Source organism: Promicromonospora noduliphila, from assembly GCF_056951025.1.
Map to the genome: position 1 here is coordinate 2,675,832 of NZ_CM167806.1, position 23,988 is coordinate 2,699,819.

16 protein-coding genes are annotated in these 23,988 nt (G+C 73.6%); 8 read left to right on the top strand and 8 right to left on the bottom strand.

Features of this window, described 5'->3' with window-relative positions:
- Nucleotides 1-17 precede the first annotated feature (17 nt).
- The 3 genes from AC0QU1_RS11755 to AC0QU1_RS11765 all read left to right on the top strand — a co-directional run bounded on the left by AC0QU1_RS11755 (nt 18) and on the right by AC0QU1_RS11765 (nt 3,274).
- Nucleotides 18-950: a DNA-3-methyladenine glycosylase family protein gene (locus tag AC0QU1_RS11755; RefSeq protein WP_483576557.1), complete on the top strand. Its 933-nt coding sequence runs from the start codon at nt 18-20 to the stop codon at nt 948-950.
- A gap of 232 nt (nt 951-1,182) precedes the next feature.
- Nucleotides 1,183-2,163, top strand: a complete 981-nt coding sequence (locus tag AC0QU1_RS11760) for an alpha/beta hydrolase (RefSeq protein WP_483576558.1) — start codon at nt 1,183-1,185, stop codon at nt 2,161-2,163.
- 82 nt (nt 2,164-2,245) lie between these two features.
- Nucleotides 2,246-3,274 carry a helix-turn-helix domain-containing protein gene (locus AC0QU1_RS11765; RefSeq protein ID WP_483576559.1) on the top strand — a complete coding sequence of 343 codons (1,029 nt, stop codon included), beginning with the start codon at nt 2,246-2,248 and terminating at the stop codon, nt 3,272-3,274.
- Here AC0QU1_RS11765 and AC0QU1_RS11770 read toward each other — a convergent pair.
- Nucleotides 3,271-4,818 carry a GntT/GntP/DsdX family permease gene (locus AC0QU1_RS11770; protein ID WP_483576560.1) on the bottom strand — a complete coding sequence of 516 codons (1,548 nt, stop codon included), beginning with the start codon at nt 4,816-4,818 and terminating at the stop codon, nt 3,271-3,273. The two genes, AC0QU1_RS11765 and AC0QU1_RS11770, sit on opposite strands and share 4 nt — an antisense overlap.
- The gene (locus AC0QU1_RS11775; protein WP_483576561.1) at nt 4,818-5,468 is read right to left on the bottom strand and encodes a gluconokinase; all 651 of its coding nucleotides are present in this window, start codon (nt 5,466-5,468) and stop codon (nt 4,818-4,820) included. Before AC0QU1_RS11775 ends, AC0QU1_RS11770 begins: the two co-directional genes overlap by 1 nt.
- A 99-nt stretch (nt 5,469-5,567) precedes the next feature.
- Between AC0QU1_RS11775 and AC0QU1_RS11780 the strand changes: the two genes are divergently transcribed.
- Nucleotides 5,568-6,284: a FadR/GntR family transcriptional regulator gene (locus AC0QU1_RS11780; protein WP_483576562.1), complete on the top strand. Its 717-nt coding sequence runs from the start codon at nt 5,568-5,570 to the stop codon at nt 6,282-6,284.
- Here the strand turns inward: AC0QU1_RS11780 and AC0QU1_RS11785 are convergent.
- Together AC0QU1_RS11785 and AC0QU1_RS11790 are read right to left on the bottom strand one after the other, a co-directional pair.
- Nucleotides 6,281-7,294: a zinc-dependent alcohol dehydrogenase family protein gene (locus AC0QU1_RS11785; protein ID WP_483576563.1), complete on the bottom strand. Its 1,014-nt coding sequence runs from the start codon at nt 7,292-7,294 to the stop codon at nt 6,281-6,283. The genes AC0QU1_RS11780 and AC0QU1_RS11785 overlap by 4 nt on opposite strands.
- Nucleotides 7,295-7,336: 42 nt before the next feature.
- The gene (locus AC0QU1_RS11790) at nt 7,337-7,759 is read right to left on the bottom strand and encodes a winged helix-turn-helix transcriptional regulator (protein ID WP_483576564.1); all 423 of its coding nucleotides are present in this window, start codon (nt 7,757-7,759) and stop codon (nt 7,337-7,339) included.
- 129 nt (nt 7,760-7,888) lie between these two features.
- On the opposite strand from AC0QU1_RS11790, the gene AC0QU1_RS11795 reads away from it, so the two are divergent.
- Complete coding sequence (locus AC0QU1_RS11795; RefSeq protein WP_483576565.1) at nt 7,889-8,746, top strand: SDR family oxidoreductase; 858 nt, start codon at nt 7,889-7,891, stop codon at nt 8,744-8,746.
- A 76-nt stretch (nt 8,747-8,822) separates the two neighbouring features.
- Here the strand turns inward: AC0QU1_RS11795 and AC0QU1_RS11800 are convergent, their stop codons facing one another.
- Nucleotides 8,823-9,668, bottom strand: coding sequence for an SDR family NAD(P)-dependent oxidoreductase (locus AC0QU1_RS11800; RefSeq protein ID WP_483576566.1), 846 nt, complete (start codon nt 9,666-9,668; stop codon nt 8,823-8,825).
- A gap of 78 nt (nt 9,669-9,746) precedes the next feature.
- Between AC0QU1_RS11800 and AC0QU1_RS11805 the strand changes: the two genes are divergently transcribed.
- The 3 genes from AC0QU1_RS11805 to AC0QU1_RS11815 all read left to right on the top strand — a co-directional run bounded on the left by AC0QU1_RS11805 (nt 9,747) and on the right by AC0QU1_RS11815 (nt 17,487).
- Nucleotides 9,747-10,361, top strand: coding sequence for a TetR family transcriptional regulator (locus AC0QU1_RS11805; protein WP_483576567.1), 615 nt, complete (start codon nt 9,747-9,749; stop codon nt 10,359-10,361).
- A 281-nt stretch (nt 10,362-10,642) separates the two neighbouring features.
- Nucleotides 10,643-16,936: a polymorphic toxin-type HINT domain-containing protein gene (locus AC0QU1_RS11810; protein WP_483576568.1), complete on the top strand. Its 6,294-nt coding sequence runs from the start codon at nt 10,643-10,645 to the stop codon at nt 16,934-16,936.
- Nucleotides 16,937-16,956: 20 nt separating this feature from the next.
- Nucleotides 16,957-17,487, top strand: a complete 531-nt coding sequence (locus AC0QU1_RS11815) for a hypothetical protein (RefSeq protein ID WP_483576569.1) — start codon at nt 16,957-16,959, stop codon at nt 17,485-17,487.
- 68 nt (nt 17,488-17,555) lie between these two features.
- Here AC0QU1_RS11815 and kilB read toward each other — a convergent pair whose 3' ends face one another.
- From kilB to AC0QU1_RS11830, 3 genes are all read right to left on the bottom strand, one after another.
- Complete coding sequence (gene kilB / locus AC0QU1_RS11820; protein ID WP_483576570.1) at nt 17,556-18,029, bottom strand: plasmid transfer protein KilB; 474 nt, start codon at nt 18,027-18,029, stop codon at nt 17,556-17,558.
- Between the two features lie 113 nt (nt 18,030-18,142).
- On the bottom strand, nt 18,143-19,372 hold the full coding sequence (locus AC0QU1_RS11825; protein ID WP_483576680.1) for an amidohydrolase: 1,230 nt from the start codon (nt 19,370-19,372) through the stop codon (nt 18,143-18,145).
- A 181-nt stretch (nt 19,373-19,553) separates the two neighbouring features.
- Nucleotides 19,554-23,939, bottom strand: coding sequence for a S8 family serine peptidase (locus AC0QU1_RS11830; RefSeq protein WP_483576571.1), 4,386 nt, complete (start codon nt 23,937-23,939; stop codon nt 19,554-19,556).
- Nucleotides 23,940-23,988 lie beyond the last annotated feature (49 nt).

Sequence of the window (23,988 nt, forward strand, 5' to 3'; positions counted from 1 at the left end):
GGAGATCGCGCCACTCCGTGGTCCACTGGGATGTGCTCACCGTGCGCCACACCTCGCCCCGGCGGCTCGACGTCGGCCTGACGCTCGGGCCGCTCGCCCACGGGCGGGAGGACCCCACGTTCCACCGTGCCGCCGACGGGTCCGTCTGGCGCACGTCGCTGCTGCGCAGCGGCCCCGTGACGCAGCGGTTCGTGCCCGCCGGGCCGCACGAGGTGGTGGTGCACCAGTGGGGCGACGGCGCCCGCGAGGCCGCGCAGGCGCTGCCCGCGCTGCTCGGCGAGCACGACGACGCCACCGGCTTCGAACCGCCGCCGCAGCTCAGCCTCGCGCACCGCCGGGCGGCGGGCCTACGGATGACGCGCAGCGGCCGGGTGCTGGAGGCGCTCGTGCCCGCGGTGCTGGAGCAGCGCGTGCAGACGGTCACGGCGCACCGGGCCTGGCGCTGGCTCGTCCTGCGGCACGGCTCCCCGGCGCCCGGTCCGACGCCGGAGGGCCTGCGCGGCGGGTTGCGCGTGGCGCCCGACGCACGCGCGTGGACCCGGGTGCCGGTCTGGGACTGGCACCGTGCCGGCGTCGACCCGGGACGCGCCCGGGCCGTGACCCGGTGCGCCCTGGTGGCGCCGCGCTTGGAGGAGGCGTGCGCGATGGCGCCCGCCGAGGCCCGCGCCCGGCTGGAGAAGGTGCAGGGCGTGGGCGTGTGGACGTCGGCGGAGGTGGCCCAGCGGGCGTTCGGCGACGCCGACGCCGTCTCCGTGGGCGACTTCCACCTGCCTGCCGCGGTCGGCTGGGCGCTGGCCGGCGAGCGCACCGACGACGCCGGGATGCTGCGGCTGCTCGCCCCGTACGCGCCGCACCGGCACCGCGTGGTCCGCCTCCTGTCGTTCGACGGCCGCCCCTCGGCACCCCGCCGCGGCCCCAAGCTCCCGATCCCGGACTACCGCACCTTCTGACCCCTCGACCGAACTGGGCGGTCGCTCGGTGCAAGGGACCGAGCTGGGTGACGGCGCTGGGCAGCTCGGCTCACAGTCCGCCCCGCCGGATGGCGGGCGATCAGCGCCGAGCGCGCCCCGTTCGGCGGATGTCTTCCCGGCGCGAGAGGCCCAGACTCGTCACACGGCTCACCGCGGAGCCGTCGCGGCACCCGTCGCAGTGGCGCCGTCGTCGTAGGACAAGGGAGTTCCCATGGCCGAGACCGCGCAGAGGCCGCAGAGGCCGCCCTTCGACCCGGAGCTGGAGGCTGCCCTCACGCTGCTGTCTGAGCAGCTTCCGCCCACCATCACGCCCGAGATGATCCCGCTGATGCGGCAGGGGATGCCCGTGCTGGACGTGAGCGTCGACGAGACGCTGGCCGCCGCGGGGATCGAGCGCCGGGACGTGACCATCCCCGGGCACGAGGGCGGCGAGATCCAGCTCAGCGTGCTGAGCCGCCAGGGACGCACCGGCCTCGGCCCGGGCATCTTCCACACCCACGGCGGCGGGATGATCATGGGGGACCGGTTCGTGGGGCTGGACCAGGTCCTCGGCTGGGTCACCGAGCTCGACGCGGTGCTCGTCACCGTGGAGTACCGCCTCGCCCCGGAGTTCCCCGACCCCTACCCGGTGCGCGACTGCTATGCGGGCCTGGTGTGGACGGGCGAGCACGCCGAGGAGCTGGGCATCGACCCGGCCCGCCTGATCATCGCGGGGGCGAGCGCCGGGGGCGGCCTCGCCGCGGGGACCGCGCTGCTTGCCCGCGACGAGGGCGGCCCCGCCCTCGCGGGACAGGTGCTGATCTACCCCATGCTCGACGACCGCGACCAGACGGTCTCGACCGCCCAGATCGACGGCGTCGGCGTCTGGGACCGCGGCTCCAACGTGACCGGGTGGTCGGCGCTCCTCGGGGACCGGCGGGGGACCGCCGACGTCTCGGTCTACGCCGCCCCGGCCCGCGCGACCGACCTGGCCGGCCTGCCCCCTGCCTTCATCGACTGCGGGAGCGCCGAGGTGTTCCGCGACGAGGACGTCGCCTACGCCTCCGCGCTGTGGGCGGCGGGCGTGCAGGCCGAGCTGCACGTCTGGCCCGGCGGCTTCCACGGCTTCGACATGATGGCGCCGCACACCGTCCTGGCCAAGGCGATGCGCGCGGCGCGCGACTCCTGGGTGGCGCGCACGCTCGGCGCCTGACCGCGCGTGTGGCGCGCACGCTCGGCGCCTGACCGCGCGCCAGGACTAGGGTGGGTCCACGTCCACCCGCGATGGAGCGAGCATGCAGGAACTCGTGGGCCGCCTGACCGCGCTGGACCCAGAGGCCAGCGAGACCCTCAAGGTCGTGGCGTACTTCGACGTGCTCGTCGCGGGCGGCGTCGGGCTCCAGACGCTGCTGCGCGGCGCGGCGGTGCTCAGCGGCACGGTCGCCGGTGCGTCCGTCGGACGGCGGACGCACCGCATCGGCCCCGACGGCGACCGCCGCACCGACGACGCACCGGCCCAGGAGCACTGGCCGTCCCGCCCCATCGCCGACGGCGCCGTCTGGCTCGAGCGCGAGGGCTCCCCGCACGCCAACGACGAGATGGTGATCGAGCGGCTGGCGCTCGCCGTCGACCTGGTCAGGGCGCGCTTTCCGGGCGAGCCGGAGAGCGCCCTCGAGACGGCCATCGACGCCACCAGGGACGCCGACCAGCGCGGGGTCGCGCTGTCACGGCTCCGGCTCGACCCGGCGCGGGAGGTCCGGATCGCGGTGTTCCCGCTGCCGCACGACGGCGGGAAGGGCGGCAAGGGCCCAGCCCTCGGACCCTCGACGGTCGTGGCGACCCCGCACGGTCTGGTACGAGCCGTCGTGCTCGGCGCGGGAGCAAAGGTCTCGGGACCGGCGGGCGTGGGCGTCCCGCGGCGCGCGGACGAGCTCCCGGAGTCGTTCCGCACGGCGGTTCTCGCCCTCCGGCTGCTGCCCGACAGCAGCTCGGTCGTGGACGCCGCCGACCTCGGGATAGTCCTGACGGCCGTCAGCGCGCTGGAGCCCGTCGCCGCGCGGCAGCCCGACGTCGTCGCTCTGGCCCGGCTCGACGCCCGGACACGCGCCGTACTCGACGAGCTCGCGGCGGCCGAGAGCGTCCGGGCCGCCGCGACGGCGCTCGGCATGCACCACTCCACGCTCCAGGCCCGCCACGACGCCCTGACGAGCGAGCTGGGCTACGACCCACGCTCCCCGCGCGGCCGTGCGCGGTTCCAGCTCGCCCGCCTCCTGCTCCGCCTGGTCGAGGCCCATCAGTCCGACGGCGCCCAAAGTCCCGGCTAGACGAAGGCCCCGAGGAGGAGGACCACGAGCAGGGCGACCACCGACAGGACCGATTCCATGAGCGACCATGTCTTGAAGGTCTGGCCCACCGTCATGCCGAAGTACTCCTTGACCAGCCAGAACCCGGCGTCGTTCACGTGGGAGAGGAACACCGAGCCGGCGCCGATGGCCAGGACGAGCAGCGCCGCCTGGGTGGGGTCGAGGCCCGCGGCCAGGGGCGCCATGATGCCCGCCGCCGTGATGGTCGCGACGGTGGCCGAGCCGGTGGCGATCCGGATGAGCGCGGCCACGAGCCAGCCGGCCAGCAGCGGGGTGATCCCGGCCTCCGCGATGCCGGAGGCGATCACCTCGCCGACGCCGGAGTCCACGAGCGTCTGCTTGAAGCCGCCGCCCGCGCCGACGATGAGCAGGATCCCGGCGATCGGCGCGAAGGACGAGCCGACCAGGTCGCCGAGCTGCTGGCGCGTGCGCCCGACGCCGGTGCCGAAGGCGACGAGCGCGAACAGGGACGTGATGAGCAGCGCCACCAGCGGCTCGCCGAGGAACTCCAGCACGGTGCCGTAGCCCGTCTCGGTGGCGCCGGCGATCTCGACCACCGACCGCGCGAGCATGAGGAGCACGGGCAGCAGCACGACCAGCACCGAGACGCCGAACGACGGCTGACGCACGCCGGTCGTGACGGTGGCCGTTGTGGTCGCCGTCCCCGTACCGGAGGCCGCCCCCGCGTCGTCCGACGTCGGGCCGCTCGCGCCGTCGTCGGACGCCGAACCGCCCGCCCCGTCGCCCGTGCCCAGGACCGTGACGGGCGGCGCGAGCCGCACCCAGCGGGTGAGCGGGATGGCGAGCAGCGGGCCTGCGACGACCACCGTCGGGACGGCGACCAGCAGCCCGAGCCCGAGCGTGAGGCCCAGGTCCGCGCCGAGGGCGTCGATGGCGAGCAGCGGGCCCGGGTGCGGCGGCACCAGGCCGTGCAGTGCCGAGAGCCCGGCGAGGGCCGGGATGCCGACCAGCACGGGGTTGGCCCGTAGGCGGCGCGCGACGATCATCACGACCGGGATGAGCAGCACCACGCCCACCTCGAAGAACAGCGGGATGCCGACCACGAACGCGATGAGCGCCATGGCCCAGGGCAGCCGCTGGGCCGGGGTCCGGTCGAGGATGGTGTCGACGATCCGGTCGGCGCCGCCTGAGTCGATGAGCAGCTTGCCGATGATCGCGCCGAGCGCGATGAGCACGCCGACGCCGGAGACGGTGGACCCGAGGCCCGTCGAGAAGCTGGTGAACGCGTCGGTGAGGCCCGTGCCCGCGACGATCGCCAGCACACCCGACCCGAGCACGAGCGCCAGGAACGGGTGCATCTTGAGCCAGACGATGAGCGCGACGATGACGGCGATGCCGAGCACCGCGGCCGCGACGAGCTGCGGGGTCGAGGCGGTCGGGCCGCCGTCGGCCGTCGCGGCGAGGGAGAGGGTAGAGGGGGAGAGGGCAGAGGGGAGGGCCGCGGCGGACGCCGGGCCCTCGGCGAGCAGGTGGGCGTACGGCATCAGCGGTCCTCCTCGGGCGCGGCGGTGGGCTCGACGGCGGTGGGCTCCACGGCGGGCCCGGCAGGCCCGGCGGCCGGCTCCCCGAGGCGGACCAGGATCTCGTCGACGATCTGGTCCGGCCGCGGCGTGACGTCGACGGCGAACCCGGGCTCGTCGTCCTGCAGCGGCTCGAGGGTGGCGAGCTGGCTGTCGAGCATCGCGGGCTTCATGAAGTGCCCGGCGCGCCCCTGGATGCGCTCGCGCAGCAGCTCGTACGAGCCGGTGAGGTGCACGAACCGCACGTCGCCGGCGGTCCGGAGCAGGTCGCGGTAGTCGCGGTGCAGCGCGCTGCACGGTACGACGGCGCCGTGGCCGGCGTTGAGCTCCTTGGCCAGCCAGTCCCGGATCCCGCGCAGCCACGGCCAGCGGTCGGCGTCGTCCAGGGGGTGGCCCGCCGCCATCTTGGCGACGTTCGCGGGCGAGTGGAAGTCGTCGCCCTCCGCGAAGGCCGCGCCGAGCCGGCCGGCCAGGAGGGCGGCGACCGTGGTCTTGCCCGACCCGGCGACGCCCATCACGACGACGGCCTGTGGTCCGCGGTCCGTCCCGCTGGTGCCTGGTGAGGTGCTTGATGAGGTCGAGAACATCGCTGTCTCGGTGACGTCTGTGTCCATGCACCTATCCTGGACCATTGGTGACACCATTGTGTGGTGATTAATGTCACCAATAGCCGCCCGACGGGTCGAGCCGACGGCGCGAACTACGCTATGCCCATGCCCCCGGTCCTGCACAGCCCCGTCCTCGAGGCCCTGGGCCGGCGCATCACCAGTGGTGAGCTGCCGGCGGGCTCCGTGCTGACGCTCGACGGGATCGGTACCGAGTTCGCGGTGTCCCGTACGGTCGCGCGCGAGGCGATGCGCCTGCTCGAAGGGCTCGGGCTGGTCCGCTCGGGCCCCCGCGTCGGGATCGTGGTGCTGCCCCACGACGCGTGGAACGTGCTCGACCCCCGGGTGATCGCGTGGCGGCTCGGCGGTCCGGGCCGCGCGGCGCAGCTCCGCTCGCTGACCGAGCTGCGCCAGGCGGTGGAGCCGCTCGCCGCCGCGGGGGCGGCGCGCGGGGCGACGGCCGCCGTCCGCGACGAGCTCGTGGCGACCGCCCGCCAGCTCCGCAAGCTGGGCGAGGCGGGCGAGGGCGACGGCGAGGAGTTCCTGGCGCTCGACATCCAGATGCACGAGCTGCTCCTGCGGTCCAGCGGGAACGAGCTGTTCTCCGCGCTCGCCGACGTCGTCGCCGTCGTCATCTCCGGGCGCACCCACCTGGGCCTCATGCCCGCGTACCCCGAGCCGGAGGCGCTCGACGCGCACGAGGCCGTGGCGCGCGCCGTCGCCGTGGGCGACGCGGACGCGGCCGAGGAGGCGATGGCGCGGATCGTGCGCGAGGTGCGCGGGGCACTGGCCGACCGGCAGCCGGCCGACCGGCCAGTGCGCTAGTTCTGCAGGAGCACCTTGATCGCGCGCCGCTCGTCCATCGCGCGGTAGGCCTCGGCGACCTCCGAGAGCGGCAGGGTGAGGTCGAAGACCTTGCCCGGGTCGATCTCGCGCTTCCACACCAGGTCCAGCAGGTGCGGCAGGTACGCGCGGACGGGCGCAGGGCCGCCGCGGACGCCCTTGTTGCCCCAGAACACCGCGTCGGTGGGCAGGTCCCCGTGCGGGACGCCGACCAGGCCGATCATCCCGCCGGGCCGCGCGAGCTCGACCGACTGGGCCCGGGCTTCCTCCGTCCCGACGCACTCCAGCACGGCGTCGGCGCCGATCCCGTCGGTCAGCTCCAGCACCTTGGCCAGCCCCGCCTCGCCGCGCTCCGCGACGACGTGCGTGGCGCCGAACTCGCGCGCCACCTCCTGCCGGGGCTCGTGCCGGCTCATGGCGACGATGGTCGTCGCACCGAGCTGCGCGGAGGCCAGGACGCTGCTCAGCCCGACGGCGCCGTCGCCCACCACCACGACGCTCGAACCCGGCCCGACGCCGGCCGAGACCGCCGCGTGCCAGCCCGTGCACATCACGTCGGACAGGCTCAGCAGGCTCGGGATCAGGTCGGCGTCCGGCTCGCCTGGCGTGGCGAGCAGGGTGCCGTCGGCGTTCGGGATGCGGATCTTCTCGGCCTGGCAGCCGTCGTAGCTGCCGCCGTGCAGGCAGTTGGCCTGCATGCCCCTGCGGCACACCGCGCACGTGTTGTCGCTGTGCTTGAACCCGCCGACCACGAAGTCGCCGGGCCTGACGGTCGTGACGGCGGCACCGACCTGCTCGACGACGCCGACGTACTCGTGCCCGATCGGCACCGGCTGCCTGACCTGGGAGATACCGCGGTACCGCCACAGGTCGGAGCCGCACACGCAGGCGGCGACCGTGCGGATGACGGCGTCGGTGGGCTCAGTGATGACCGGGTCGGCCCGCTCCTCGAAGCGGACGTCCCCGGCCCCGTGAATGATTGCTCCTCGCATGGGCCCTATTCAACACGGGGGCCCCGGCGTCGGTGGGCGGGCTCAGTGCTCGGTGGCGTCCCAGGCGCCGTCCGCTGCCGCCGCCTCCAGCAGGTCGGCCAGGGCGCGCAGCTTCTCGGCCACCCCCTCGCCGAGCGGGGTCAGGCTGTACTCGACGCGCGGCGGGATCGTGGTGACCACGTCGCGCGCGACCATGCCGTCCCGTTCGAGCGCCTGCAGCGTTTGCGACAGCATCTTCTCGCTCACGCCCTCGACCCGGCGGCGCAGCGCGTTGAAGCGGTAGCTGCCCTCGCCCAGCGCGAGCAGCGCGAGCGAGGACCACTTGGAGGTGACGACCTCGAAGGCGGCCCGCGACGTGCACCCGCGTGCGAAGACGTCGACCACCAGCTCCTGCGGCGGCCCGTCGGCCAGGTCGCCCGCCGGGTCGTCGCCCGACCGGCCGGGTTCGAGGTCGGTGCTGCTCATCGGTCCAGGGTACCGCGCGCTCTCGGAATGTGGTGTACTTTCGATTCGTTAGTGCTATCCGATGGCAATCACACGGGCACGCCGGGCCCAGGCGCGGCCCGCGGCCCGCATCGAGCGATGGAGAGTGTCATGACCACCTACGCCGTCACCGGGGCCACCGGACCTTTCGGCCGCACCGTCATCGAGGAGCTCCTGTCCCGCGGCGTCCCCGCCGTGGACCTGGTGGCGATCGTCCGCACGCCGAGCAAGGCGGCCGACCTCACCGAGCGCGGTGTGCAGGTCCGCGAGGGCGACTACGACCGGCCCGAGACCCTGCCCGCCGCCCTGGCCGGGGTGGAGCGTCTGCTGCTGGTCTCCGGCAGCGAGCCGGGCCGGCGGATCGCCCAGCACACCGCCGTGATCGACGCCGCGAAGGACGCCGGCGTGCGCCGCATCGCCTACACCAGCATCCTCAACGCGGACGACACCTCCAACCCGCTCGCCGGGGACCACCAGGGCACCGAGCAGGCGCTGCGGGCGTCGGGCATCCCGGTCACCCTGCTGCGCAACGGCTGGTACTTCGAGAACTACACCGGGCAGCTCGGCGAGTACGTCCAGCGCGGCGAGGTCGTCAGCGCCACCGGCGGCGGCCAGGTCTCCGGCGCCGCCCGCGCCGACTACGCGGCGGCGGCCGCCACAGCACTCCTCACCGACGACGGCGACGCCGTCGTGCACGAGCTCGGCGGGCCCGCGTTCGACTTCGACGAGCTCGCCGCCACGGTCAGCGACGTCACCGGGACCGCGGTGGCCCACCGCGACCTCCCCGTGGCGGACTACGAGGCCGAGCTGCAGCAGGCCGGGCTCGACGCGGGCACCGCGGGGTTCGTCGCCGGGCTGGACGCCTCGATCGCCGCGGGCGACCTGCGGACCGACAGCGACGACCTGACCCGCCTCCTGGGCCGCCCGGCCACCCCGCTGGCCGACGCGGTCCGCGCCGCACAGGCCTGACCGCGCGCCGACCGCGGGCCGCGGGGCGCGTCAGGCGGGCTGACGGCGGCGTCCTGCCGGACGGCGCCCGGCCGGCTCAGCGCACCGGCACCCCCACGATCTGCGCCGAGCGGTCCCAGAGGCGGCGAGCCAGGTCGGCGTCGCGGGCCTGGGGGTTGACCCGGCGGGCCACCCGGCCGTGCTCGTAGTAGGCGCCCGACCGCCAGCCGACGCCCGGCTCCGTCTGTGCGAACCGGACGAGCTGCTGCGCGCCCCGGTCCGGTGAGGCGAGGAGCATCTTGCCGACCCGGCTCTGGTAGATCCGCCGCGCGGTCCTGGTGCTCTCCGCGCCGAAGTTGGTCGCGACGCCGCCCGGGTGGAAGGCCGCCGCGGACAGGCCCTGGTCGTGGAACCGCCGGTGCAGCTCGACGGTGAACAGGATGTTCTCCAGCTTGGCCGTGCCGTAGGTGCGGTGTGCCGAGAAGTCGCGGTCGTGGTCCAGGTCGTCCAGGTCGAGCCTGCCGAAGAGCCGCGCCCCCGCGCTCGACGTCTGGATGACCGTCGCGTGGCTCGCCAGGAGCTTGTCCAGCAGCAGGTTGGTGAGCAGGAACGGTGCCAGGTGGTTCACCTGGACCGTCCGCTCGTGGCCGTCGACGGTCTTGGTGGGGTCGCCGAGGATGCCGCCGGCGTTGTTGGCCAGCACATCGATGCGCGGGTACGCGTCGTCGAGCTCGGCGGCCAGGCGGCGGACGTCGGCCAGGCGGGTGAAGTCGGCGACGAAGTAGTCGGCGCCCAGTTCGCGGGCGACCCGCTCGGTCTTCTCCGGGGAGCGCCCGACGACGGCGACGCGGTGGCCGGCCGCCGCGAGCTGGCGCGCCGCCGCCGCGCCGATCCCGTCGCTGGCGCCCGTGATGACGATGGTCTTGCGCGTGGGAGTGTCCATGCGGCACAGCATGCATCCAGTGTCACAGTGTGTCAATGGTGGCGTGTCGTGTAATCTCGTCCCACGATGGACGCGAAAATGGACCGGGCACGCGCCGGACTGCGTGAGCGCACACGGCGGGCGATCCAGAAGGAGATCGCCGAGGCCGCGGAACGGCTCTTCGTGGAGCGCGGCTACGAGGCCACCACGATCGAGCACATCGCGGAGGCCGTCGGGATGTCCCGCCGCACCCTCTACCGGTACTTCTCGACCCGCGAGGAGATAGTCCTCGGCAAGCTGGACCTCGTCGCCGACGACATGCTCACCGCCCTGCGCTCGCGGCCCGCCGACGAACCGCTCTGGACCTCGCTGCGGCGCTCGTTCGACCTGCTTATCGCGCACTTCGACGAGGCGTGGACCGCCGAGTTCGCCGGGCCGATGCAGCGCATCATCTTCGACACCCCCGACCTCCTCGGGCGCTACCTGGAGAAGCTGGAGCGGGCGCAGGGTGCGGCAGAGCTCGTCGTCCGGGAGCGCGCGACGGCGGCAGGCACGCCCTGGGCCGACGACGACCCCACGCCCCGCGCCGTCGTCGCAGCAGCGCTGGGCTGCCTGCTGGCGGCCCAGCACGCCTGGCTGGCAGGCGACGCGACCGAGCCGTTCGGGACCATGGTCGACCGCGCGATGTCGGCGGTAACCCCCGCACCTCGCTGAGCCCTGCTGACGCAGGATCGCCGAGTTCGGCCTTTTGCATCGAGATCGGCCCAGCCCTGGACCGATCTCGATGCAAACAGCCGAACTCAGCGATCTGGCCCGGATTTCTCAGGGGGAATATTGATTCTGCTGGCCGCGGTAGGGGTCTGACCTCGGGTTTTCGTTCCTGCTAAATGCATATGAATGGGAAAAGCCGGATAAACCAGTTGTGGGATCCGTTCAGGCTGATCACACTCGGTGTCGGGTAACTGCTCAGGAAACACCCAACACGGGGGTTGGCGATGTCCGAGGCACGTGCGCACCACCTTGTGATCACCCGGCTGGAACGGCGCTGGCTCGGCGCAGCGGTCGCCGTCGGCTTCGCGGCGTCGCTGCTGATCGCGGTGGCACCACAGGAGTCGGCGGAGGCCGCTCCGGTGCCGCAGGCGACGGCGGGCGAGGGCCCGGTCGACCGGCCGATGCCGGACGGCGTGCGGCGGTCGACCGCCTATGCGGAGGACGAACGGCCGCCCGTGGTCCCCGAACCCGTGACCGCAAGCGGCGAGCCCGCCGACGTCACCGCCACCGAGTGGCGGACCCTCATGTCCGGGACCGCGTCGCTGGCCGCGGCGGACGGCTTCACCGGGATCGACCTGCGCCCAGGCTTCCTGCTCGGCGACACCTCCCTGGTGCTGTACTTCTCCGCCGGTGACGTCCCTGCGGACTGGACCGCCGCCGTCGTGCGGCTGTACGAGACGGGCGACCAGACCGAGCAGGAGTCGGTGCGGCTGTCCCGCGCGGAGCTGGAGGGTCCGCGGTTCTGCGGCAGCGCGGACTTCTGCCGCTCCTTCGGGCGCGAGGACGGCTGGGAGCTCGACCCCGACCGGCGCTACGTCGTGACGGTGGCGGCCGTGCTGCCGGGCGGCGACGAGCTGGTCTCCGAGCCGTCGGACGCGTCCCGGCCGCGGGCGACCATCCTGCCGCCGAGCATCCCGGACGACCAGGCGGCCGGCTGCGGGTGCGAGAACGCGCTGGCGCCGACCGCCGTCGGCCAGGCGAAGCGCGGGGTGGGCGTCAACACGGGGACCGGCGCGTTCGTGCGGGTCGAGCGCGACCTGCAGATGGCGTCGTTCGGCATCCCGTTCGCGAGCGCGCGCACCTACTCCTCGGCGAACAACCGCCAGGGCCCGTTCGGCGTGGGCTGGGCGTGGTCCTACGACATGCGCGTCACGCCGACCGACGGCGGCGTCATCGTGCGCGCCGAGGACGGCGCCGAGGCGGTCTACACCGCGGACGGCGACGGGTACACCCGGCCGCCGGGCGTGCGGTCGAACCTGAGGCGGGCCGGCGACGGCTGGGAGCTGGTCACCCCGCAGCAGGTGAAGTACCGGTTCGGCGCGGCGGGCCGGCTGTCCGCCGTGCTCAGCCCGCGCGACGACGGCGTCCGCCTCGCCTATGTCGAGGGCGAGGAGGAGGGCGAGGACGAGGTCAGGATCACGGACGCCTCCGGGCGTACCGCCGTCGCCTCCCTCACGGACGGGCTGATCCGGAAGCTCGCCCTGCCCGACCGGCGCCAGGTGCGCTTCGAGTACACCGACGGCCTGCTGACCGAGGTCAAGGACGCGCGGCGGAACGTCTGGCGGTACCGGTACGACGCCGAGGGCCGGCTCGCCGAGGTCGTCGACCCGCACGAGGTCGTGGCCGTGCACAACGAGTACGGCACCGGCGGCCGGGTGGTCACGCAGCGCGACGGCGTCGGTGCGCAGCTGACGTTCGCGTGGGACGCCGGGAAGCAGGAGGCGCGCAGCACGGACGCGGACGGCGTCGCCATCTACGACGGCTACCACGGCAACGTGCTGGTCTACAGCCAGCGCAGCACCGGCGACGCCGACAACCACCGGTACAACCGGCGCCTGGACCGCAACCTGGTGGTCAACGGGAACCAGTTCCAGCACGTGGTGCGGTTCGACCCCCAGGGCAACCCCGTGCAGGCCGTGGCGCCGCAGGGCTTCGACGAGCGGACGCGGTACGACGACCGGAACAACCCGATCGAGTTCACCGACGCCGACGGGAACGTCTGGCGGAACACGTACAACGAGTTCAACGAGCTGGTGCGCAGCGTCGACGCCGAGGGCAACGACATCCAGCACGCCTACGACGACCGCGGCCTGCGCACCTCGACCACCGACCAGCGGGACAAGGTCACGCGGTACGAGTACCTGCCGGACGGCGACGAGAACGCGGGGCTGCTGTCCGCCGTCGTCTCGCCGGAGGGGCGCCGCACCGAGTACTTCTACGACAGGACGGGCCGGCAGGTCGCGGCGACGGACCCGCGGGGCACGGTGGACCCGCGCCAGCGGCGGCACTACACGACGGAGACCGAGTACGACGAGCAGGACCGCGTGGTCGAGGTCGAGGAGCCGGGCAAGTCGCGCGGGTGGCGCAGCGTGTACGACGACGTGGGCCGCCTCTCCCACGAGATCACGCCGGAGGGCGCCGTCACCGAGTACGACTACCTCGACAACGGCCTGCAGTCGCGGGTCGAGGGCGGCGGCCGGGTGGTGGTCTTCGAGTACACGGAGGCCGGGCGGCGCAAGGCAGAGAGCGTGCGGATGCGGGGTGCGGCCGACCTGACGACGTCGTACACGTACGACGCGAAGGGCCTGGTCAAGACGGTGACCTCGCCGCGGGGCAACGTGCCGGGCGCGAACAAGGCGGACTTCACCACCGAGTACTTCTACGACGCGAACGACAACCCGGTCCGGATGCGCATGCCGTACCCGGGCGGCGGGCACACCGACCGGGACATCAAGGTCGACGCGCTGGACCGCACGACGGCGTCGATCAACGAGCTGAACAAGACCTCCAGCTTCGAGCGGAGCAACACCGGCCAGGTCAGCTCGGTGACCGACACCATGGGCCGCACGACCACGATGGGGTACGACAAGAACGGGCGGCAGACGCGGCGCACGGACGCGGGCGACAAGACCACCCGCACCGAGTACGACGCGGCGGGCAACAAGATCAAGGAGACGTCGCCGACCGGCGGCATCACCACGTACGAGTACACGGACGACGGCCTGCTCGCCGCGGTGACCGAGCCGCGCGGGAACGTCGAGGGCGCCGACAAGGACCGGTTCACCACGCGGTACGAGTACGACCTGGCGGGCAACCGGGTGCGGGAGATCGACCCGCTGGGCAACACGACGTCGACCACGTACGACGCGAACAACCGGCCCGTCGAGGTGACGGACGCGCGGGGCGGCACCACCTACGTCGCCTACCGCGACGACGACCAGATCAGCCACGTGCGGCAGCCGGACGCGCCGCGGCTGCCGCTGTTCTCGCAGGCCTTCGCGACGGTGCTGAGCTACGACCGGGACGGCCGCGTGGTGGGCGTGCGCGATCCGCAGGGCGGGCGCTCCAGCGTCACGTACGACGACGCGGGCCGGCCCGTGGCCGGCACCGACCCGCTCGGCCGGACCACGCACACGGGGTACGACGCCGAGTCGAACGCGGTCTCCAGCATCACCACCGACCGGCACGAGGACCTGGACGACCTCACGGCCGACGAGCGCGCCCGGCGCACCATCACCTCCGTCTACGACCTGCGCGGCCGCCTGACCAGCCAGCAGGTCGGGTCCACCGGGCCGGAGTACACCTACGGCTACGACGCCAAGGACCGGACGACGTCGTACGGCGACCCGCTGGGTGTGCGCACGGTGACGTACGACGACGAGGACCAGATCACCAGGGTGGTCCGGGAGGAGGCCAACCAGGCCGACGAGACCTTCACCTACGGGTACGACCAGCGCGGCAACATCACCGAGCGGACCTACCCGGACGGCACGCAGATCGCCTCGACGTACGACGACGACTCGCGGCTCGCCTCCACTACGGCGTCCGGCGGGTCCATGGGTGCCGGCACCGCACGCTGGACGTACGCCTACGACGTGGCCGGACGCCGGACGGCGACCACGCTGCCCGCCGCGACGGGCCTCACCGAGCGGCGCGCGTACGACGACGCCGGCCGGCTCACCTCGATCGGCACGGAGCGCACCGGGGAGCCGGTCGAGGGCGTGCAGGACCCGGTGTCGGCGTTCGAGCTGACGCTCGACGAGGTGGGCAACCCGACCCAGGTGATGACCACGCGCGGCGGGGTGACCGAGGGCGTCGCCTATGCGTACGACGAGGCGAACCGGGTGACGGACGCGTGCTACGCAGCGCACGAGTGCGAGCGGGGGAGCAAGGCGGCCGGTCGGATCTCCTACGAGTACGACCTGCTGGGCAACCGGACCGAGCAGAAGCGGACGGGCACGGCGGGCCACGACGTGACGCGGTACTCCTACGACTCCGCCAGCCAGCTCGTCAAGGAGCTCGTGGTCGGCAAGGACGGCGTCGAGCGCAAGGACTACGACTACGACGTGCTGGGCAACCAGACGCGCGCGGGCGACGACCGGCTGAAGTACAACCTCGACAACACGCTGGCCGAGGCGAACGTGGGCGGCGTGCTGACCCGGTACACGTACGACGCGACCCGGATGCGGCTCGACGCCGTCACGGGCGTGGGGGCCGGGGCGAAGACGCGGCACTGGTCGTGGGACGTCAACGGGTCGCTGGAGAACATCGCCGTCGACACGGTGACCGACGTGAACGGGGTGGTGACCAGCCGCCAGGCGTTCGCCTACGGGCCGACCGACGAGCCCCTGGCGCTGCTGGAGCGGCAGGGCGGGGCGCACGCGTACACCCATGACTGGCTGGGCGGCGTGGCGAACATGCTGTCGCCGGACGGGCAGGTCGAGGAGGGGTACGACTACGACCCGTTCGGGAACCCGCGGCAGGGGGCGACGCTGGCGGGGGCGGTGGCCGAGGCGGCGGGGGCATGGGCGTCGGAGGACGGCGCTGCGGCGGATGACGCCGGGGCAGCCGACGGCGGGGAGGGTGTCTCGACGTCGGACGACGCCGAACCGGCGGCCGAGCTGGCCAACCCGATGCGGTTCGCGGGCGCGTACCTGGACCCGACCACGGGCGAGGGCAACTACGCGATGCGGGCGCGGAACTACGACCCTGGGACGGGGCGGTTCTCGAGCACGGACCCGGCAGGGGCCCAGCCGCCGGGGTCGTCGCCGTACGCGTACGCGGGCAACAACCCGATGGTCTACACCGACCCGACGGGCGAGCGGGAGCTGGAGGGACCGACAGGCGGTGGCACCACCGAGAGTCCGACCGGTGCGGACACCGCCTCGAACCCGAACGATCCCGGCGCCGAGGTCGAGGGCCCGAGCGCCGAGGACATCGCGAAGGCGCAGCAGCTCCAGTCGAAGTCGATGCTGGACGTGATCCTGGAGGCCGGCGGTCAGATCCTGATGGAGTTCCTGGGGATCAACGACCTCATGAACTGCCTGAACGGCGACCTGGGCGCGTGCGTGATGCTGATCGTCGGTGCGCTGCCGTGGGGCAAGATCTTCAAGGCGGCGAAGATCGGTGAGGCCGTCTACAAGGCGGGCAAGGCCGTGCTGACGTTCTCCAGCGAGCTGAGATGGGCGCAGAAGGTTCTCTCGGGTGCCAAGAAGGCGAAACAGGCCGCTGAGGCAGCGAAGGCCGCTGCGGCGAAGGCCGCACGGGAGGCTGCCGCGAAGGCAGCCAAGGCGAAGGCCGCGGCGGACGCCAAGATCAAGAAACTCGCGGCGGAAGCGAAGGAGCGAGCACGGGCGCAGGCGGCCAAGAAGAAGGCCGACACCTCGGGCAAGGGCGACTCGGCGAAGGCGGATTCACCCAGTCCTGGCTGCAACAGCTTCCTGCCCGGCACCCTGGTTGTGCTCGCGGACGGCTCCCGCAGGCGAATCGAGAACATCCGGCCGGGTGACGAGGTACTCGCCGCGGGCGAGCGGACCGGTGACAGGTCTGGGGCGCGCCTCGTGACAGCCCACATCGCTGGCGACGGGGAGAAGACGCTGGTCACGGTGACCGTCCGCGACGACGACGGTGACAGGCAGAAGCTTGTTGCCACGGATGGACACCCCTTCTGGAACCCTGCGAAGCGCACGTGGACCGATGCGGTCGACCTTCGGCCGGGCAACTGGCTCAAGACGAGCGCCGGCACGTGGGCGCGGGTGGCCGACGTCGAGGCCGAGCGAGAGCACACGACGGTGCACAACCTGACGGTGGACCGGGACAGCACCTACTTCGTGAGCGCGGGCGAGCACGCGGACGCCGCAGCCGTCCTCGTACACAACGCGAAGTGCACCGGGGCGAACCTGCGCCGGAACCTGGGGAGCACCTCGATCCCGGCCGACGCCTTCCCGGAGGCGCACCACATCGTCCCGTGCGCTTGCGGCTCGCGAGCACCGCGGGCATCTGCGATCCTGCGTGGGCACAAGATCGACCTGAATGCCCCCGAGAACGGTGTCTGGATGACGCGGCGCTCGCACCAGCGGACGTTCACGAACGACTACTACGACTACATCGACCAGCAGGTGGCCGATGCCGACATGGTCGGTGGCAAGCAGGGTGTGCTCGACTTCCTCGCGGGCTTGAAGTCCGAGCTGGTGGGGATCTCGCAGGCGTCCTTGGACGAAGGGTGGGCCTGGGACTAGTGGGCGACAAGGAACTGGCCGTGTTCAACGTCGAGAAGATGGCGAACGAGTACGGCGTGGTCTACGCGGAACAGAGCGAGTTCCCTGGTCCGCCTGCGTGGGAGCACGACTGGGGAGATCCCTACCCGGCGTTCAGCCAACCGGTCGTCCTGGACCGCAAGCGGGGCGAGCTCGACGGCCTCCCCGACTTCGTGCGGTGTCCCCAGATCTGGCACTTCGCCTGCAGCGAGCGGGCGGTGGACGTCCTCGAGCGGGTGTGCGCACGCGACATCAACGTCTTCGGCCACGGTCTGGTCGGCGACGTGGAGCTGGCCTTTGTCCAGGTGCTCGGTGTCGCCCCGAGGATCGAGCGGGAGAGGTCCGTGATCGAGACGTTTCCGACATACGAGCTGGTGCAGTGGCCTGCCTTCTACGACGAAGACCTTCATGAGCTCAGCGACCGGCTGTTCACGCTGCCCGGGCGCCAGTTCACCTCGGTGTTCGCGGGTTCGGGGGTCCATGAGGCGGTGACCGGAGCGGGGCTGACCGGACTCAGGTTCGTTCGGGTGTAAGGCTTGTCGAGATGCGTCGAGATGCTGGGTTGCGCGATGCGCTTCGCAGTCCCGTCTCGGTCCGTTCGTCAGGCGACCTCGACGTGCTTGCGGGCCGCCTCCACGAAGCCATAGATGTCGTCGCGGGCTCGATCGCGGGCGCTCTTGAGCTCCTCCCGGGTAAGGCCCGGGTTCAGCAGGTCGACGTTGTCGATCGCCCGCTGGCCCAGCTCGATCAGCGCCTTGGACTCCGTGACGAGCTGAACCCGGAACAGCGCTTCGAGCGCTGTGGTCCGCAGGCGGTAGGTCTCGTAGCGCAGCGACTCGGAGTCGACGCTCCTGTCGTCGTCGTTGACCGCGAACCACCGGTCGATCCGGGCGCGGCGCAGGTTCACGAGCGCGCCCCCGAACGCCGTGTACGCGCTGACCCGTTCCTGGCGCAGCCGCTCGTTGCGCGCGAAGCGCTCGGCGTCAGCCCGGTTGCGGCGCTCGAAGTAGTGCGTCGCGAGCGAGCCGAGCAGCGTTCCGACGACGGCGACGACGCTGGTCACGATGATCTCCACGGCCCGAAGCCAACCACGCCGGACCGCCGATGAGAAGCCACTCCCGGGCGGTCCGGGCGGGATCGGATCCCGGTGCGGGCAGCCTCGCCGGGGTCGGGGAGCGGGGTGCGGCGTCAGGCGACGCCCGGCGGACCCAGCCGGTCCATCGCGGCGACCACCAGCGCCTCGACGCCGGTCTCCAGGGTCGGGTGGGGTACCGGCGCGAACCGGGGGGAGTGGTTGGACGGGATGTCCTGGTCCGTGGTGCCCGCCTGCTCCGCCGCGAGGTACGCCGCCGGGTCCCAGCCGCCCAGCAGCCAGTACACGATGGGTACACCCGCCGCCGTCGCGAGCACGCCGACGTCCTCGCTGCCCGACACGGGCCCCGGGTCGACGACCCGGTCCGCACCGAAGTGGGCCGCGAGCACACCGCGCGTCCGCTCGGTCTCGGCCGGGTCGTTGACCAGCGGCGGGAACGAGTCGAGGGCCGTGATCCGCGGCGGCTGCGGGGCGCCCGCCGCGGTGGCCTCGCCGTGCACTATCCGCTCGACGGCGGCCAGGACCCGGGCCCGCACCGCCTCGTCGAAGGCGCGGACGTTCACCCCGAGGTAGGCCTCGTCCGGGATGACGTTCTCCTTGGTCCCCGCCTGGAGCCTGCCCACGGTGACGACGGCGGCGTCGGCGGGCGCCACCTCCCGGGCGACGATGGTCTGCAGGCGCAGCACCGTGGAGGCCGCCATCACCACCGGGTCCACCGTCGCCTCGGGCCGGGACCCGTGCCCGCCGCGCCCCACGAGCCGGACGTCCAGGACGTCCGTCCCGGCGAACGCCGGCCCGCCGTGCAGCCCGACGACGCCGGCGGCGAACGGCGCCACGTGCTGGCCCAGCACGATGTCGGGGCGGGGGATCAGGTCGTACAGGCCGTCGTCGACCATGGCACGGGCGCCCCGGCCGAGCTCCTCGGCCGGCTGGAAGACGACGACCAGCGTGCCCGACCACGCCGCCCGGCCCTGCGCCAGCACCTCTGCGGCGCCGAGCAGGGCCGTGACGTGCACGTCGTGCCCGCACGCGTGCATCACGCCCGACTCGACGCCGTCCGCGGTGGTGGCGCGCTCGACGCTCGCGTACGGCAGCCCGGTCTCCTCGGTGACCGGGAGCCCGTCCATGTCGGCGCGGAGCAGCACGCACGGTCCGCCGCCGTTGGCCAGCACCCCGGCGACGCCGGTCTCGCCGAGGCCCGGGTGCACCAGGAAGCCGAGGGTGGCGAGCCGGGAGGCGACCAGGGAGGCCGTGCGGATCTCCTGGAACGACAGCTCCGGGTGGGTGTGCAGGTCGACGTACGTTTCGCGGAGACCCGGCAGCATCGCACCCAGCGGCGCGAGGACGGCGTCGGCGTCCGCCACCGCGTCCGGCCGAACGGGGGGAACCCTCATGCGCTCACGATGCCACCCCACCCGCCCCCCTGCGCGCTATCCCAGACCCCTGACCCGGCCCGGCGCTGGCGCCTCCGGGCCTCGGAGCCCGGGCCGGAGGGGCAGCCCGCTCTCAGGGCACCAGCGCCCCCGTGGCCGTGCGGTGCACCCCGCCCTGGTCCGTGCCCGCGAAGACCCAGGCGCCGTCCGGGCTCACCGTCAGGGAGCGCACCGACATCGCCGTCAGGCCGTTGGACGCCGACGCCCACGTCGCGCCGCCGTCGGCCGAGACCAGGACCCCCGCGCCGTTCGCGGCCAGGCCGTACGGCTGCCAGCTCGCGGCGCCCGCCAGCAGCAGTTCCGTGCCGGCGGCCGGACCGTCCGGCACCTCGACGGCCACGAGCGCGTCCACCGCGGCGGACGTGTTCGGCACCTCGGCCGCCGTGAACGACCGCCCGCCGTTCGTGCTCACCCGGATGCCGGGCCGCTCGCCGACCACCACGTGGTCGGTGTCCTCCGGGTCCACCCACACCGACCGGGCCGCGTCGGAGGTCAGGCGGACGAGACTCCGGCCCAGGTCGTCCGACCGGTACAGGCCGGACGACGTGGCCAGCCACAGCCGTCGCTCCCGGACCGGGTCCACCACGATCTGCTGGATGCGCAGCTCGTGGGCGTAGCTGGTCCACGTGTCGAACCCGTCGCTCGACACCATGAGCCCGGTGTCGATGATCGACCCGTAGCCGACCAGCACGGTGTCGGCGTCGTGCGGGGACACGGCCAGCGCCGTCGGGGTGAAGCCGGCGGACGGGCCCACCTGCGTGAGGTCGGCGTCGGTGCCCGAGGCGCTCGCGGTGAGGATCCGGCCGCCGCCGAACGCGTTGGTGCCCACCGCCCAGACGTCGCGGTCGCCCAGCGGGGACTGCACCACCTGGGTGAGCCCGCGGCCGATCACGCCCTCCGCGCCGATCGAGCCCCAGTCCTGCGCCCCGGGTGCCAGCCCCGCGAGCGGCTGCTGGTGCAGGCCCTCGAGGTCGACGGCCCGCAGCACGGGCTCGCCGTCGCCGTCCGTGCCCGTCTGCACCGCGGCGACGTCGCTGCCGGACACGCCGGCCCTGGTCCAGTGCTCGCCGTCCCGCGTCTCGTAGTAGCCGGCGTTCTCCATCGCCATGACCACCTGCTCGGCGGGCGTGCCGGGCCAGTGGTCGACGTCGGTGGCGAGCGGTCCGCGGACGGGCAGGGGGCGGGTCTCCCACGTCGCGCCGCCGTCGGAGCTGGTGCTGTACGAGGACAGGCCGGAGGCGTACACGGTGCCCTCGGTGAGCGTGGTGACGGTGACGTAGGACTGGCCGGTGTCGCCGGCCTCCGCCCACGTCTTCCCGCCGTCGGCCGAGGTCAGGGCGACGCCGTCGCCGCGGATCGTGACCGCGGCCGAACCGTCGGCGACGACGCCCTGGGGGCGGGTGCGGTAGTCGCCGGTGACGTAGGGCTGGGTGACCTCCGAGCCGCCGGTCAGCACGTCGGCGATCCGGTAGATGCCGTCGTACGTGGCGATGAGCAGGTCGTCGCCGGCGAAGGCAGTGCCCGACACGAGGCCGTCCCAGGCCGGGGCGACGCGGCGCCAGCGCTGCCCGCCGTCCTGGCTGAGGTAGAGGCCGTCGTCGGTGACGGCGGCCAGCGCGTCCCCGTGGGCGACCAGGTCGCGGACGGCGACGTCCGGGAACGGCAGGACCGTCCACGTGGCGCCGGCGTCCGGGGTGTGCACGATGCGGCCCTGGTAGCTCGGGTCCAGCGCGACCCGGCCCGAGGCGCCGTTGAGGGCCACGTAGAACCCGCCCGGCGTGGCCGTGTCGGCCACGGGGATGCCCCAGCCGTCGGCAACGGGCATGCTGCGCACCCGCCGCCAGGTGGCGCCGTGGTCGGTGGTCACGAACGGGTGGACGCCGGTGGAGGTCATCGCCAGGCCCGTGCCCGGCGCGCCGGGCGAGGTGGCCAGCACGCGGGCTGCGCCGGACAGGCCCACCTGCTCCCACGCGCCGGTCTGGTCGGCGCCCTCCGCCTGCACGCCGCCCGTGCCGGTCAGGGTGCGCCCGGCGACCGTGGCCCTGGCACCGAGCCGGTAGGTGCCCGGCTCGTCGAGCGGCACCGTGCCGCGGTACCAGCCGGGACTCGAGCCGACGGCGGTCAGCGCCACGGTGTACCGCTCGCCGGACGGGGCGGTCGCCCGCACGGTCGGCGTCGCCTCCGGCGCCATCGGCGTGCGCACGAAGACCTGGGTCTCGCCCGTGGCCAGCGCCGGCGAGGCCTGCACCTGCAGCGGCCGCACGTAGGCCGCGTACGGGATGCGCACGGTGCTGCCGTCCGAGACCCTGGCGACGACCACACCGGACGTCTCGGCGTCCACCGCGCCCGCCTCCGGGGTGACCGTGAGGTCGACCGACGCGTCCCGGCCCGCCGGGATCCGCACCCGGCGCTCGGACAGCTCGGCCTCGCCCGTGCCGCCGTCGGCCGCCTCGGCGGACAGCCGCACGGTGACGGCCCGGCGACCCGGGTTGTGCAGCACGATCGTCCGCGTGCGCGCCGGGTCCGGCCCCATGTCGGCCAGCCCGAGCGAGACGGCGTCGGGCGAGGCGGTCACCCGCTGGTCGACGGCGGCAGCGACGTCCAGCTTGCCCGCACCCTGCGCCGACGGCGAGACGTCGTCGTCCGCGGACGCCAGGGGCTGCGCGCTGCCGAGGAGGGCCGCCCGGAGCTGGCCGCCCGTCTGCTCGGGGCGCGCCTGGGCCAGCAGGGCCGCCGCCCCCGCGACGTGCGGCGCGGCCATCGACGTGCCCGACATGCGGTACTGGTCGCCGTCCACGCCGAACGCCGCCGGGATGTCCGACATGATCTCGAACCCGGGCGCCACGATCTCCGGCTTGAGCGCCATCGCGTCGCTCGGGCCGCGCGAGCTGAAGTCCGTGATCGTGTCGGTCCGGTCGACCGAGCCGACCCGCGCGCGGGCGGTCCCCGCGCGCACCTCGCGCTTGAAGGTCTGGTACTGGGCCGAGCTGATGTTCATCATGACCAGGCGCTCGCGGCGCAGGTCGAAGCCGCCGTCGGCCAGCACCTCGGTGCTCTGCGGGCCCGCGCCGTCCTCGACGGGGTCGGTGGGGCTCGGCGTGTAGAGCAGGGCGCCCGCGGCGCCGTGCTCCTCGGCGAGCTCGGCCTGCAGCAGGTGCCCGCTCTGCACCTGGCCGAGCGAGGTGGTGGTCAGGCTGCTCATGACGACTATCGCGCCGCGCACGTCGCCGGCCTGGTCGTAGTCCTCCTGGTCGAAGCCGTCGCCGACGTCGACCAGCCGGGCGGTGAAGCCCTTCTTGGGCGGGTTGGCCGACAGCGGGAAGCGGGTCACGTCCAGCGGCCGGCGCGGCCGGCCGTCCAGGGTCAGCGTCGGGTCGGCCACGCCGGTCGTGTCGGCGCCGACGGCGATGACGCCCTCGGCGGCGGCCGGCGAGCTCACGCTCTGCCCGTACGGCCCGGAGTTGCCGGCCGCCGCGACGACCACCACGCCCTGCCGCGTGGCGGCGGTGGCGGCGCGGCCCAGCGGGTCGGTGCCGTCGCCGGGCGTGCCGAGGCTCAGGTTCACGACGTCGGCCGGGTGGTCGCCCAGCGGGTCGATGGCGGCGTCCAGGGCGAGCAGCAGGTTCTCCGTGGTGCCGCTGCCGTTCTCGTCCATGGCCTTCCACGCGGTGAGCGTGACGTCGGGCGCCATGCCGGTGAGGTTGGCCCCGCCCGCGCCGACGATGCCGGCCACGTGGGTGCCGTGCATGTGGTCGTCCATGGGGTCGGTGTCGTCGTTGACGAAGTCGTAGCCGTCGGCCACGCGGTGGCCGGGGCCGAACCCGCCGCCGAGGTCGTCGAGCGTGTAGTCGATGCCCGTGTCGATGACGGCGACGGTGCGGCCCTCGCCCGTGACGCGTGCGCCGTCGGGGTCGGCGCGCCGCCAGACGCTGGGTGCGCCGGTGGCGGGGATGTTCGCCTCGCCTGACGTCGGGGGGTGCGCTGCGCCCGTGGCCGGGAGGCTCGTCCCGCCGAGGATCCGCACCCGCGCGTCCTCGGTGACCCGCGCGACGCCGGGCGCCGAGCGCAGCTCGGCCAGGTCCGCGGGGTCGACGGTGGCGACCAGCGCGTCGAGCACGCCGGTGACGGACTCGGTGTCGTCGAGGGTGACCCCCTGGCGGACGAGCCACGAGGTGACGCCCTGCTGCGCGTCGACCACCTCGTCGACGGCGGCCCGGTAGTCGGCGGCGAAGGCGCGGCGGGCCGTTGCGGTGCCCGGCCCGGTGCCGGCGCGCGCGGCGGCGACATCGTCGTGGCCCACGATCTGGGCAGCCGTGGGGGCGTCGAGCTCGATGATGACCCGTACCGGGTCGGCGTCCGGGGCGGCGACGGCGGCACCGGGGGACAGGACCACGGAGGCAGCGACGAGGGTGCTCCCGAGGAACGCACCCGCGCGGCGGCCGGAGGACAGAGGTTGCATGAGGGGTGTCTAGCCGCCGTCGTCGGCGCGAGCAATGGCAATGCTGGCC

Bases quoted from the DNA above. Each gene is read 5' to 3' on its own strand.
- AC0QU1_RS11760 (WP_483576558.1), top strand. From the start codon at position 1,183: ATGGCCGAGACCGCGCAGAGGCCGCAGAGGCCGCCCTTCGACCCGGAG.
- AC0QU1_RS11765 (WP_483576559.1), top strand. From the start codon at position 2,246: ATGCAGGAACTCGTGGGCCGCCTGACCGCGCTGGACCCAGAGGCCAGC.
- AC0QU1_RS11770 (WP_483576560.1), bottom strand. From the start codon at position 4,818: ATGCCGTACGCCCACCTGCTCGCCGAGGGCCCGGCGTCCGCCGCGGCC.
- AC0QU1_RS11775 (WP_483576561.1), bottom strand. From the start codon at position 5,468: ATGGACACAGACGTCACCGAGACAGCGATGTTCTCGACCTCATCAAGC.
- AC0QU1_RS11780 (WP_483576562.1), top strand. From the start codon at position 5,568: ATGCCCCCGGTCCTGCACAGCCCCGTCCTCGAGGCCCTGGGCCGGCGC.
- AC0QU1_RS11785 (WP_483576563.1), bottom strand. From the start codon at position 7,294: ATGCGAGGAGCAATCATTCACGGGGCCGGGGACGTCCGCTTCGAGGAG.
- AC0QU1_RS11790 (WP_483576564.1), bottom strand. From the start codon at position 7,759: ATGAGCAGCACCGACCTCGAACCCGGCCGGTCGGGCGACGACCCGGCG.
- AC0QU1_RS11795 (WP_483576565.1), top strand. From the start codon at position 7,889: ATGACCACCTACGCCGTCACCGGGGCCACCGGACCTTTCGGCCGCACC.
- AC0QU1_RS11800 (WP_483576566.1), bottom strand. From the start codon at position 9,668: ATGGACACTCCCACGCGCAAGACCATCGTCATCACGGGCGCCAGCGAC.
- AC0QU1_RS11805 (WP_483576567.1), top strand. From the start codon at position 9,747: ATGGACCGGGCACGCGCCGGACTGCGTGAGCGCACACGGCGGGCGATC.
- AC0QU1_RS11810 (WP_483576568.1), top strand. From the start codon at position 10,643: ATGTCCGAGGCACGTGCGCACCACCTTGTGATCACCCGGCTGGAACGG.
- AC0QU1_RS11825 (WP_483576680.1), bottom strand. From the start codon at position 19,372: ATGCTGCCGGGTCTCCGCGAAACGTACGTCGACCTGCACACCCACCCG.
- AC0QU1_RS11830 (WP_483576571.1), bottom strand. From the start codon at position 23,939: ATGCAACCTCTGTCCTCCGGCCGCCGCGCGGGTGCGTTCCTCGGGAGC.